This is a genomic window from Streptomyces sp. NPDC058741, from assembly GCF_042746715.1.
In the GTDB taxonomy this organism is placed as follows: Bacteria; Actinomycetota; Actinomycetes; order Streptomycetales; family Streptomycetaceae; genus Streptomyces.
In genome coordinates, this window is the sequence record NZ_JBHYQH010000055.1 from 1 (window position 1) to 14,445 (window position 14,445).

The following is a 14,445-nucleotide window of genomic DNA, read 5'->3' on the forward strand; positions in this document are numbered from 1 at the left end:
CGGGCGATCCGGCTGGTCTACGGTCCGTTGCTGGAGAACGACACGGCCGCGTTCGAGGCGCTTCTGACGGGTTTCTGGGCGCTGGAGCAGACTCGTGTGGCCAACGGTGTTCAGGCTCCGCTCACGTGGAGCGATCTGCGGTCGGCGGTGAGTTCCTACTTCGAGGCTTTCGGGCAGCCGGAGCTCGCGTTGCCGGTGGGTCTGCCGTTCCTGATGGTGTCGGCGGCGGGTTCGGTGGGTGTGGACCTGGAGTTCTCGAGGTTCTCGATCGTTGCGCGGCATCACAGTGTGCGGGCGTGGGGGGTGGCCGGGGCCGGGGAGACGGTCGGCGGTGCGGTGGCGCCGGACGCGGGGATGACGTTCTTCGCGCCGTCTGCGGGGTCTTCCGCGCCTCCCGCCTCGTCGTCCTCCGCTTCCGCTTCGGTGCGGGACGTTGCCGAACCCCCGGCGGCGCCGGAGGCGTTGACCGGGCCGGAGGACTCCCTGCTGTCGGCGGAGACGCTGGTCACGGGGCCGTCGGGGCGTCCGCAGGGCCGTAACTGGACGGGCCGGCCGGTCGGCCGGGTCCAGCCGGGGACGGTGCGGGTGATCGAGGACCGGCCGGGGGTGGCGCCGAAGGTGGTCTCGGCGGGGCCGGCGCCGTGGCCGGGGACCGCCTATGTCGTGGCGGCGGATGGCGCGGACGGGCGGGTGCGCCTGCCGGGCGGCCGGGTGCTGGACGGTGAGGGCCTCGCCGCGGCGCTGGCCGCCGACCCCGAGTTGGCGAAGCTGCCGGAGGACGTTCCCGTCGTCCTGGCCGTCCCGTTCGCGGGACAGCAGTACCAGGAGACGCTGCTGCTGGTCGCCCACCGGCTGGGCCGTACGGTGTGGGGTGCGAGCGGTGTGGCGGGTCTGGTCCTCGACGAGTCGGGGAACGCTCATGTACCGGTGCTGATGGACCTCGATCCGGACGCGCCGGTCGGTGTGTGGGTGAAGGTTCTCCCGCCGGCCGCGCCTGTGCGGCACGTGGACCGTACGTGGACGGCGCTGGACGGGACGGTGTTCCGCGACAGCGACGTGGACACCCGCCCGCTGGCGGACGAGACGCACGAGCGGCTCGGCCGGCTGGCTGTCCCCCAGAACGACGGGCTACGTCGGCGGGAGCAGCATTTCCGGAGGTTCCGTGAGATGCGGCGGCTGCGTCACTGGACACCGGCCGGTGCCGGTGCGTCGTACCACGAAGGCGACGAGGAGCCGGTCTCCCTGGACGCGGCGGTCTACGTCTTCGCGGCCCACGGGCTGCCCGGGCGGATGGCGCTTCCCCTGCGTGACGGCCGCACGGTGTGGCTGGGCAAGCGGGACGCGGCCGCGTACATCGCGGGGCTGCCGGAGGTACGGGAACTGCCCCCGGGGTACCTGATGCACCTGGAGATCTGCTGGAGCGCGTCGGACGGCGATCCGCACACGGAGCAGGCCCCGTTCGCTCCGGTCCCCCATGTGGACGATCCGCTGGGTGAGGTGTCGCTGGACCAGCATGTGTCGAACCTGAGCCTGAAGGATTCGGACGGCGCCACCCGGCCGACCGGCCTCGACGAAGTCCGGCGCGTGACGACCGACGCGGCGAACGGTGAGCGTGGGCGCCGGGTGCGGAACCGCCCCGAGCCGCTGGAGCACGGGCTGGACCAGTTGGCGCGGGACGTGGGCCTGCACCACGGCACGGGCGCGGTGCCGTCGGAGGTCCGGGATGCCGCCCTGCGGCTGGTGCGGGCGCTGCGCAGGGTGTTCGGCAACGAGATCGAGAACGACCGCGGCGTGCCGGGCGGCCGCTACGAGCGCGTGCTGAAGGGCATCGGCGCGCTGGAACGGATGCGGGCCAACGACCCGGCGCTCAGCGCGTTCACCCCGTTCCGCATGGACCTGCTGGACTTCTACGTCCAGGAGCACACCGGGAAGGCCCCCGACCTGCGGGGCTATGCGACGTTCCTCGACTTCGCCGCGTCACGCGTGGCGGCCGACCCCACCGCCCGCCTCACGGACGTCGTGCCGTCACCGGCTCTCCAGATCACCCTCAGGCATCTGGCGGACAAGCGTGAGCAGGCGATCCGGCACGTGCAGTCACTGTCCGCCTCGGCGGCGGTCACCCCCCGGCACGTGGCGTCCACGCTGTGGGCCGCGGCACGCGCCGCCCAGGTCTTCCGTCGCCTGACACCCACGGGCCGCGAGGCCATGGGCCGCAAGGTCCTCCACCTCGACAGCACCACGACCTGGGACCGGTCACAGCAGGAAGCCCTGTGGGCGGTCACCGCCAAGGCCATCGCCGAGGGCGTGGACGTCACCGACCACGACCTGCTGGCCGCCTACCACCTGAAGGAGGCCGGTGCCTTCGGTCCGGCGGCCGTGCTGCGGCAGGGACCCAACGTCCAGGGCGTGAACTGGTCCGGGACCCCCGCGCCCGCCGGGGTCGACTGGAGCACCGTGCGCCGGATGACCTCCGGGCCCGACGGGGCCGCCCTGAGCTCCGTCGAGCCGGACTGGACCGGCCCGGGCAAACCCATGCCCATGCTGACCTTGATCGAGGTCGACCAGGCAGGCACCATCGTCCTCCACCTTCCGGGCCGCACCCCCGTCCCCGTCCCCGAGCGCGAGTTCCTGGCCCTGCTGGACATGAGCCCGGCGACGCGTACGGCCGCTCTGGGCATTCCGGTGCTGTTCCTGACCACCGGCCCGGGAGCCCTCAGCCCGCAGCTGTTGCAGACGTTCTCGCAGAACACCGGGCGCCCCGCCTACGGTTACAGCGCACCCATGCTGCTCACCGACACCGGCCCCGCCGTCCCGCTCCACATCCTCGCCCTGCCCGATCCGGCCACCGGCGCCGCGGGCCACTGGACCGCCGCCACCCGGAAGCCGAGCACCCCCGCCACAACCCTGGGCAGACCGGTCCTCTTCGGACCGACGACCACGACACTCCCCACCACGCGGCCGGCGGACCCGTTGCAGGATCCGGACACCGTGCTGCGGGACGGCTCCGGCGCGGTGCGCGGACGCGATCTGTCGGGGGAGGTGATCATCAAGGTGCGGGTCGACCGTGTCCGGGTGGTCATGGGCGGCCGGTTCGCGCCGGAGGTGTGGGAGCCGGACCAGCCCGCGCCCTGGGGCGGCGACGCCTACGTGGTCGGGGACCTGACCTTCGACGAGGACCCGGCGGCCCTCGAGGCGTTCGCGGAGCTGCTGGCCGCCGATCCGGAACTGGCGCGAAAGCCGCAACACGTGCCGGTCGTGCTGGCGATCCCCTACGCGGGCTCCCAGTACCTGGACCTGATGCGCGCGGTCGCCGTCAGGCTGGGGCGGCGGGTGTGGGCGCCGAGCGGTCACGGGTCGCTTCGGTACGACTCCGGCCTGGACGCCCACGTGCCGACGATGACGGTCCGGGACCCCGAGGACTGGCACGGCGACTGGGTGCCGTTCGACGCGCCCGCCGCGCCTGCGCCGTTCGAGGACCGGGAGTGGGTCTCGGAGGAGGGCAGGCGGTTCCGCGACAGCGACGTGGCCGTCCGGCCCCTGGTGTACGACCGCCGCGAGCGGTTCGGCAGCATGTCCATGAAGGACAACATGGCCCAGCGCGAGAAGCTGCTGCGGTCCTACTTCGACAACCGGCAACTGGTGCACTGCGTGGCCACCCATGAGGGCGACCGGCCGGTCACCACCGAGTCGTTCACCCCCGACCGCGCGGTCTACGTCTTCTACGCGCACGGTCTGCCGGGCGTCCTGTTGCTCGCCCTGCGCGACGGCACGACCGTGCGGTTGAACGCGGCCGACGGCGGGCGGTACATCGGCGGGCTGCCCGAGGTCCGCGAGCTGCCCCCCGGTTACCGGGTGGTGATGGACGTCTGCTACTCCGGGTCGGCGGGCGACCCGCAGGGCAAGCTGGAGGAGGGCCGCCCGGTCCCCCGCGTGGAAGACCCCCTGCAAGAGTTGCCGACCGCGCAGCGCGCGTCCAACGCCAGCCAGAGGGAGGTCTACTGGACGTCCACGGTCAAGGGCATGGGCATCGGTTTCTTCACGATCGAGGACACCCCCGGCGGTGTGATCGGGCGCCAGGGGCGCGCCCGGCCGGAGCCCCTGGACGGCCAGCTGGACCAACTGGCACGGGACGCCGGCCTGCACACGGCCCCCGGCGCCGTACCGCCGGAGGTCCGGGCGACCACGCTGCTGCTGGTCCGTGCGCTGCGCGAGGTGTTCGGCCCGGTCGTCGAGGACGACCGCGGAGTCCCGGAGGGCCGGTACCAGCGGGTGCTGAAGGGCATCGGCGCGCTGGAGACCCTGCGCGCCAACGACCCCGGCCTGCGGTCGCTCACGCCGTTCCGGCTGGACCTGTGGACTTTCCTCGCGCGGCGGGTCGGCGGGGACACCCCGGACCAGGCCGCTTACTTGACGGTCCTGGACGCGGCCCGGAAGCTGGTGGCCCAGAGGCCGGGCGCCCGGCTCGGCGAGATGGTTCCGGACACCGCGCTGACCTACGCCGTCGAGGAGCTGTCGGGCGCCGACAGCATGACCCTCGTCCAGGGCGCGCTGGACCTGCCCGACTTCATGCCGGCGAGTCCGAACGAGACCGCACGGGCTTTCTGGGCGACGGTGGCCGCGGCCGACCGGATCCTGTTCCGGATGTCACCGGCGGAACAGGAGAGCCTGGGCCGCGGTGTCCTCCACATGGCGGACGCCGACCCCTGGACCGACGACCGGATCATGGAGCTGACACTCCTGGCCACCCGGGCCCACGCGCGCGGCCTGGACATCGCCGACCCGCATCTGCTGGCCGCCTACCACCTGGGTGAACTGGGAGCCTTCGCACAGGTCCTCACCGACGGCACGGAACAGACCGGCTACAACTGGAGCGGTCGCCCGGCCCCCAACGGCGTGGACGTGGACCGCTGGTACGCGCGGCTGAAGAGCGGCGGGGACATCCTCACCGTTCCTCACCCGGCACAGTGGAAGTCCACGGAGCCACCCGGCCGGACCAGGGTGATCTGGACCGGGATCGACGGGGGAACGGTCGTCGTGCACCTGCCCGGCCACTCCCCGCTGCGCATACCCGACGCGGAACTCTGGGCCCTCCTGGACCTCGCCCCGCTGGTGACCGAGGCGGCCGTGAACGTCCCCGTCCTCTTCCCGATGTCCGAGTTCGCGGCCGGAGGGGCGAAGCGGCTGCAGGCGTTCTCCGACCGCACCGGCCGGAACGCGTGGGGCTACACAGGCCCCCTCGACCTCGTCGAGGACGACCTGTTCGGCCCGCTCGCCGTCACCGCCCTCCGCGAGGAGAAGCTGGACCAGTGGACCAAGACCGTCTGGAAGGCCCGGCCCGTACTGACCCGGTCATCGAGCAGCGTCACGACGACCGCGGGAGCCGCCCCGCTCTGGCCGACACCGTCGGCCCGGCAGGACTCGGGCGTCGGGACGTTCCACTTCGCGGGCTCCGACACCGGGGAACCGGAATCGGGCGAGCGGCCCGGTTTCGCCTATCCGTCCGCCGCCCGGATCAACGCCACTCCCGTGTCCCCGGCCGGCCCGGGGAACACCTCGGACGGAGGCACCACCGGCATCCGGAACGCCTCCGGTGACGGTCCGGGCTGGGCGGTACCGTCCTGGCGTCCCGCCGGGTCGCCCGGCAGGGTGAGGTTCGCCGACATGTACCGGGACCGTGAGTGGCGCCGCCGCAGCGTGGCCATGGAGTTCGCGTACGCCCAGCACCTGGGCCGGACCGGCGGGCTCGTCGACTCCGTGCGCGACGCGGTGTCCCGTATGCGCCGAGAGCTCGCCGCCCGCCACGGTGAGGACGCCGCGCGGCGGGCCTTCTTCGCCCCGGACGCGGTTCCCGCGGACGCGGGCGCGGAGCTGGACCGGCTGATGGCGCTGCCCCCGGGGCCGCTCGCCCTCGACGTGCTGATGGGCGCGCTCACGTACGCCTCCTACGCGGGAACCGGGCTGCCCCGAGAGGTGGCCGAGGCCCTGTCCCTGCCGGCCGGCATCCGCGCGCGGTACGCGCCGGGCAGCCCCTACCGCGAGGTGCACGACAGCCGGGGGATGCGCCGGGTGGGCGGCGAACACGGCCCCGCACTCCGGCTCCTGCGGACCTACCGCGCGCTCGGCGCGACGCCGGGCCGGCTGCTCGCGCTGCGCGACGCGCTCATCGCCTGGGCGGTCCCGGCCGACCTCCAGTCGCTCCACGAGATCCTGCGCGCCTCCCACCGGCTCGGCCTGGGAACCGCCGGGGAACGCGAACTCGCGCTGCGCGACGGGGCCGGGCTCCACACGTGGGTGGCGGACTCGGCCGGGGCGGCCGGACCCGCCCGGGCCGACCGGGACGGACCGTTCGTCCCGCCACACCGCGCGCTGTACGCCGAGCGGATGACGTTCATCGGGGGCAACACACGCAGCGGACTGGCCCTCCCCGACGACCTCGTGAAGATGGTCGACGCCGCGCTCGCCGGAGACCGGTTGCCCAACATGGACTTCCCCCGGGTGCTCGTGTTCGAGGACTGGCTGAGCCGTCACGGCGACGCGGGCAGGGAGGCCCTGGCACGGCTGCACCCTGCGCATCTGACGGCCGTGCACCTCTACGGCGACGCGGACTACCGGCTGATGAAGGCGTTCCTCAACGGCGAGCGCTTCGGCGCGGGGCTCGGACGGCGCCTGGTGCGGCTCACCACCTGGACCATGACCCGGCGGATGGCCCCGGTCGGGGCCGCCGTCCTCCTTCCCACGATGCTCCGCAGCCAGGAGGGCTTCGACAAGCTGTTCGACGCGATGTGGGACGTGGACGACCTCGACGCATCGACCCCCGAGGTGGCGCGCCTGAGGCGTCAACTGGACGCGATGGCGGACGCGGTGTACGAGGAGCTGCCCCTGCACGTCGACATGACGATCGAGGCGCTCGAGATCCTGCCCCCATTGAACGGCGACGTCTGGTGGGGCGACCGCGGGGTGCCCGGGGCGCTGGGCGCACCCCCCGCGGACGGCCCGGTCTACGGCAGGGACCGGATCACGATGCCCGTCTTCCGCAGCACGGCGTCGAGCAGGGAGCAAGCGCTCGGCTTCATGCACCGGCGCAAGGGCGTCCCCAGTGACGCGCATCGCGGGCTGGTGCACGTGACCCGCTCCACGGCGCGGGACGTCAGTCCGTTCGTCGCTCTGCCGGCGGAGACGGAGGTCCTGTACCCGCCGGGTGCCTCCTGGGACATCATCAGCCGGACCGTCCTCGCCGGTGACGCGCGCACGGACCCCCACGAGTTCATCCGTGCCGAAGAGGTGACGGTCTCTCAGCAGACGCCCGCCGACACCGGCCGGATCACGGAACTCGGTACGCCCGACGACCTGTTCGGGGTCCGTCCCCCGGCCGCCGCAGCCGACGCCGGGACCCGGCCCGCACCGCTGATGCGGCCCGTGCAGGGGCAGGACGGCCAGCTGATCGGTGTGGCGTCGTTCGACGACGCGGACTGGGCGGAGCGGCAGGAGCAGTACAGCAGGCTGGACCGCGCGCAGAGCTTCGTGTCGTGGGAGCGGGACGCCGCCGGCCGGCTGGTCGCGTCGGAACAGGCGCTGCCGGGCGGTGGTACGGCCGAAGGGACGTTCTGGTTCGCCTCGCACGGCGGCGACGGGCTGGCGCTGGTCACCGGGGCCGGTGGCGTGCTGCGGGACGACGGGACGCACGTGGGACGGCTGCTGCGCGGGGCGCGGGACCGCGGCTTCCGCAGCGTGACGGGGATCCCGTGCGGTCCCCGCGGCGTACCGCTCGTCGAGGCGGAGGCCCGGGCGATCGCCCGGCGGGTCGCCAACGGGTCGGGGATGCCGGCTCACTTCCCGGTGGGACGCGTGGCGGTGTCCGACGAACGGCCACACCTGCTGGAGGACGCCGACGGGCGTGCCACGTACTGGGTGACGGAGTATCCGGACAGCTGGACGAGCCCCCGCGTACCGGCCCCGGGCGCGGGTACCCGGGACGAAGCCTTTGCCCTGGTCAGCCGGGTTGCGGCCACCGACTTCGACGATGATGTCCAGCAGGGCGCCGTGGATGAGGACGTCGTCCCTGAAGCCCTGGTGGCCAGGCCTACCGCGTTCGGTTACCCGTCCCCCGGCCTGTCCAACGTCACGGGCAGCGTGGGGGACGCCTCCCCGGAGCGGGGCGTCGCCGCCGACGCCGACGCCGCGGGGCGAGCGACCTGGGCGGTGACGGCCTGGCAGCCCGTCGGGGCCCCGGACACACCGCGGTTCACGGGCTTCTACCGGGAGCACACGTGGAAACGGGCGAGCGTCGACTGGGAGGACTCCCTCGCCGAGGCCCTGAGCGACGTCCCCGAACTCGCCGAGACGGCGGGGCTGGCGCTGCGCGGGGTGTACCAGCGGCTCGCCGAGCGCAACGGGGACGAGGCGGCGGGCCGGGCGTTCTTCGCCCCGGACGCCCCGCCCGAGGACCCGCTCGCCGAACTGGAGAGTCTGCTCCACGAGCCGCCGGGGCCGGAAGCCCTGGACGGGCGGATGCGGGCCCTCGTGTACGCCGCGTACGCCCGCCCGGGGCTGCCCCGCCAGGTCGAGGAGGCTCTCTCCACGAACGGCGCACGGTTCACGGCGGACAGTTCCCGCCGCACTGTGCACGACAGCCGCGGTTTCCGCCGGGTGGGCGGTGAGCGCGATCCCGCGCTGCGCCTGCTGCGGATGTTCGCCGAGCTCGGCCTGCCGTCCACCGAACTGCCGGTGTTCCGTGCCGCCGTGGCCGCCTGGACCATCTCGTACGACCTGCAGTCGCTGCACGAAGTGCTGCGCGCCTCCCACCTGATCGGCATGGGCGCCGCCGACGAGCGCGCCGCCGCCACCCGTGACGGTGCCGCGCTCCACACCTGGACGGTGCGCCGCTTCACGGAGAGCGGACTGCTGCCGCGCGAGGAGGACGGCAGGGAGCTCGCGGCCCTGACCCCGCCGCACCAGGCCCTCTACCAGGAGCGCATGAGCTTCCCGTTCGAGCGCACCGGGACGATGGACGTGCCGGACGCCCTCGTCACGATGGTTGACACCGCGCTCGCCGGCGCACTGCCGGCCCGCCTGTCCCCCCGGCTCCAGGTCATGGCCGAGTGGCTGGAGCAGTACGGCGAGCGTGGCGCCGAGGCACTCCGGCGGCTCACTCCGGCCCACATCACGGCCCTGTACGTCTACAGCGCGCACGACTACCGGCTGATGAAGGCGCTGCTCAACGGCGAGCGGCTGGGCCGGGGTCTCAGCCGTCACCTGGTGCGCTTCCGCAGCTGGCACTACCTCCGGGAGTCGGCGCGCGCGAAGAAGCTGGACATGCCGCCGCTCACCCTGGTCAGCCAACCCGAGTTCGCCGACCTGTACAAGGAACTGACCAAACTGCCCGACCTCGACACACCGAGCCGGGGGCTGGCCCGGCTGCGGCGCCGCGCGGACATGATGGCCGACCGGCTCCACCGCGAGCTGAGACTGCACATCGACATGGCAGTCGAGGCGCTCGAGATCCTGCCGTCCGTCGAGGCGACCGCGTGGTGGGGCGAGCGGGGAGCCCCCGGCCCCATCGACCGGCCCGCTCTGGACGGCCCCGTGTACGGTGCCGGGACCATCGACGTGGCGTTCTTCCGCAGCACCTCCCTGACGGCCCGGGAGGCGATCGAGTTCGCCCTGCGCGACGAGGCGGTTCCCACCGGTTCGCACCGCAAGCTGGTCGAGGTGAGGAACTCGACGGCGCGCGACGGCACTCCCTTCTTCAAGTACCTGTCGGAGAGGGAGGCGCTGTATCCGCCGGGCATGAGGTTCGACGTCGTGGGCCGGCGGCTCGTCGAGACCCGCGGGCGGCCTCCGATGCTGCACGAGGTGGTCGAAGAGGCGAACCCGCTGCCCGACGGGCTCTCCGGCATGCCGCAGGCCGACCCGCTTCCCTACGCCCCGGTGCTGTTCGAGGACTCGGCGGACGACCTGTTCGACCTGGGCCCCGAGACCGACTCCGACATGTCCGACGCAGGTCTGTCGGAGATCGACGGCTCGTTCGTCTCGGACGCCCGCTCCGACCTCGGTGACGACGGCTCACCGGCAGGCGCCTATCCGCAGCGCGACTACTGGAATAGCCCCTGGGAGGGTCACGGGACCGAAGAGATCGTCGTCCAGGAGATCCGCGAGAACGGCAGGACGGTCGGCAAGGCCTCCTTCCCCCGACGCGACTGGGAGCAGCGCGAGCGCTTCTACGGTCACCTGCCCAAGGCCACCCACTACACCGAGTGGAGGCGCGGCCCCGGCCAGGAACGCGTGGCCCGACGGCGTCCGCTGCCCGCCACGACGCAGAGCGGTACGTTCCTCTGGGCGTCCCACGGCTGGCGCGACGTTGTCGGCGCCGCCATGGTGGCGCGCCTGCTCGCCGAGGTGGCCGCGGGGGGCTTCACCAGCATCACCATCCTCGCCTGCAGCCCGCGAGTGGCCGAGCTGGTCGCCCGCCGCACCGGCCTGCAAGTGTTCTTCACCCCCGGCCGTGTGGCGGTCACCCAAGGCCGGGACGAGCGCGGGCAGCCGACGGCCGACATCCACCTCCTGGAGGCCGCCGACGGCAGTCCTGTGAACTGGCAGCGCGTCACCCCGGATTCGCTGGCCGGTATGGACCGCGGCCTCCCCGTGCCCGGGGAGGCCGCGGCCGAACCCGGCACGCCGGCCGACGCGCCCTGGTCCGTGCCCGGATGGCGTGTACCCGGAGCCTCTGAGGGCGTGCGTTTCGCCGGGCTCTACCGCGACCGCGAGTGGCGCGAAGAAAGCTACCGGTTCGAGCGGCAGCTGGCGCAGAAGCTGTCCCAGGACCCCCGCGTCCTCCGGGGTGCCGCGCGTGCTGTCAGCCGGCTTCACCACTTCCTGGCGGAGCGGCACGGCCCGCTCGCCGCGGACAGTGCCTTCTTCCAAGGGCCGGAGGCCGGGCAGTGGCTCGCGGAACCGCACGCGGTGCACCGGTTCCTGCAGACCGCGCGGCCCCTACCCCACCTGATCCAGGTCTTCCGCGACGCGGTGTACGGCGACGCGGCGCCCGTCACCCTGCAGCGCACCCTGCCCGACCGGATCCGGACACCGCGGCACCCGCGGCGGGGGCCCCGGCAGGGGGCGTACCGGACCGCGCACGACCCACGCGGATTCCGGTACGTGGGCGGGGTGGACGGCCCGGCCCTGTGGCTGCTGGATGCCTACCAGGCGATCAAGGCGACTGAAGACGAGCTGCTGAACTTCCGCATGGCGCTGCTGTCCTGGTCGATCCTGAGCGACCACCAGTCCCTGCACGAGGTACTGCGTGCCTCCCAGAAGCTCGGCGTGGGCTACGAGGACGAACGAGACGCGCTCGCCGCCGACGGCTCCCGGCTGCACAAGCTGGCCGGGCGTGTATTCGGTATGGGCCCGGTCCTGCCGCACCACCGCGTTTACGACGAAAGGACGCGCTTCACCTCTCTCTACGACGTCAAGGTTCCCCAGCACATCCAGCAGGCGTTCCAGGCGGCGCGGATGGGGGCACGCGTGCGGGGGGAGGACCTGGCGGAACGGGTCGCGGTGGCCAAGAGGTGGCTCGAGCGGTTCGGGGAGCCGGGCTGGCGGGCCGTGTGCGCCCTGGCTCCCGGCCATATGACCGCGCTGTTCCTCTACACCAGCCATGACCACGAGCTCTTCAAGACCTATACCTCCGCGAGCCGCTTCGGCATCGCCGGCCGCTGGTTGTTCAGGGAGCGGATCTGGAAGTACGTGCGTGAGGATGCCGTGGAAACCGGGCAGGGCCTGCCGGAACTGCTGGACTCCCGCGACGGCCTGAGTCAGGCGATATCCGATCTGCGGGACCTGGACACGGAGCGGACCGACGAGGGGGCCCAGGAAGTGGCCAGGGACATCCGCAGCCGGGTGGACGAGATCGCCGACAAGTTGTACGACGACATGGCCATGCACGTCGACATGGCGGTCGAGGCGCTGGAGATCCTTCCGCCGGTGAACGGCCCGATTTACTGGGGTGGCTGGCTCCCGGGATCCCTGGACGCGCCTGCGCAGGACGGGCCCCTCCTCACCGCGACCACGCTGTACATCCCGCGGTTCCGCAGCACCACCGAGGACTGGAGCGCGGCGCATGGGTTCGCACAGGGCGACATCGGGAAGATCGGAGACGCCCAGGACCGGCACGCGATGGTGGGGTACGTGGCGCGCTCCACCGCTCGCCAGGTGGCACCGTTCTCGGCATGGATCGACGAGGCGGAGGTGCTCTACCCACCGGGCACGGCGATGAGCGTGGTCAGCCGCGAAATCGAGACGGATGGCGCGAACGCGGGGAGTTTCGCAGACTACGAGTTCCAGGAGATGCCCGCCTACCCCCCCCGTTACCTCCACAACGCCGAGGACTCGACGACGCCGCGGATCGTGGAACTCACCGACGACGCCACCACCCCGGAGACCGGCGACGAGGCCACCACCCCGGAGACCACCACCCCGGAGACCACCACCCCGGCACCCCCGGACGGGTACCGGCGCACCGGCCCGTACGCAGCCGAACTCGACGGCACCGTCTTCGCCCTGCACGAGTCACCCGGGGAGGGCGACCGGACCCTGGCCACCCTGCTGTTCGCCCTCCGCTACGCCGCGGCCGACGCGCTCCAGCGGGCGGGCATCGACACGGCCGGCGACCTCCGCGCCTGGCTGGACGGCGTCCTCACCGACGACGACGTGTCCGGGGCGGAGGTGCCGCCGCTCGACGCGAACCGGAACCTTCCGCTGAGCCTCCTGGACGAGGTCGGGGCACCCCTCGGCGTCTCCCTGCGCGCGGAGGGCATGCTCCTGGGCGACAAGCTGCCGGCCTCGCGGGTCGAACTGGGCCCCGCCCGGCGTCTTCGGGTGCTGCTCACCGACTCGTCCTACGGCGCTGAAGGCGCGGCCGTGCCGATGGGGCCGCTCGCCGCCGCGGCGGCACGCGGGCTCGGGGTGACCGTGGCCGTGGCCGGCCCCGACGGTGAGGTGACCTTCCACGGAGACCGCACCGGCGCCGCACCCCCCGCCCTGCTGGTCCGTGACGGGGCCCGCCATCTCGCCGGACTCGCCGACGGGCCGGGCGACACCACCGCCGGTAGCGGGGCACGGCTGGACCGGGTCGTGGACGCCCTGTCCTCGGCGCCGGTGTCCGTGCTGCGCCCGGCGGCGGCCCGGCAGGCACCGGAGTGGGTCCTGGCCCGCATCCGCTACATGGCGGAGGCGGCACGCTTCGAGGAGCGGCTGGGCCGGTATCTCGGCGGCAACGAGGCGGCGAACACCCAGCTCGGCGTGATGACGGCGGAGCTGTGGACCCGGGCCGTGGCAGCGGGCCGCTGGGCGGAACTCGGCTCGGACGATCCCACCGTCGACGGCGTGGTGGGCACCTCCCGGGACCGGCTCCAGGCCGTGGCGTACTCGGGTAACCTGCGCGAACGCATGGCCATGCTGTGGATCGGCTCCCGGTCACCGGACGGGCACGGCGGCCTGATCTCCGACCTGCTCGGCAGCCCCGACCCGAACCCCGAGGTGATCACCTCGGAGTACCGGTCCTCCCGGCCGCCGGCTGAGACGATGACCGCCTACCAGGAGCTGAGCGGGCGGCCGGACCGAACGCCCGAGGAGCAGGAGCGGCTGGACCGCGCCGGGCGGGCGCTGCGCATACCGCTGCGCCCGGAGGACCTGTCGCCCCCGCTGAGCGAGGCCGAGCGGGCCCTGATGCCGGACGGGGACATCCCGTGGATGCCGGGGATGAACCGCTACGACATCGCCATGAGCAGCGCTCCGCAGTCCGAGGCGGAGCCGAGGGGGGCCCTGGTCCGGGCCGGTACCTCCGGCTCGGCCTACCGGCTGATGGCGCAGGCGGTGAAGATGCGCGACGCATGGGGCCTGGACGTCGATCTGGGCCTGGTGCGGATCGCGCTGATGGCCGAGATGCTGCAGGGCAGGCACCACACGCTGGACGAGATCATGCGGGGCACCCAACTGGTCCTCGACCGCCTGCGGGAGAGCGGCGCCGCGGAGCCGGCCGACCTCGACTACGTCGACAACTGGGGCCGTTACCGCCGTCTCGCCCCCCTGACCGAAGCGGAGCTGCGTGAACACGTGGCCGTCGACGGCAGGTTCCCCGACGAGCACGCACTGGACGCGGCGGGCCTGCCGGCCGACGAGGGGCCACCGGATCCGGCGGATCCGGCGGATCCGGCAGATGCGGCGGTGGCCGAGTGGTCGGCGGCCCACCAGGACGTCCTGGACGACGTCCTGGCCGTCCTGTCGGCCCTGGCTCCCCACGCACTTCCCGCCCCGGACGGGGATGTCCTGACCACCGACCTGCTGGAGCGCCTGGCCGACGCCTGGTTCCGGGCCCGTGACCTGACCCCGGCCGGCTCCCTGGCCGACAGGCTCCACCGCATAATGAACGACGACCGCGCATGACATCCC

The 14,445-nt window shown here is 73.1% G+C and carries 1 protein-coding gene; it reads left to right on the top strand.

Translation table 11 applies throughout. The features are described 5' to 3' along the window. The first annotated feature begins 27 nt into the window (after window positions 1-27). On the top strand, window positions 28-14,439 hold the full coding sequence (locus ACFW6P_RS29035; protein WP_386425354.1) for a lonely Cys domain-containing protein: 14,412 nt from the start codon (window positions 28-30) through the stop codon (window positions 14,437-14,439). Window positions 14,440-14,445 lie beyond the last annotated feature (6 nt).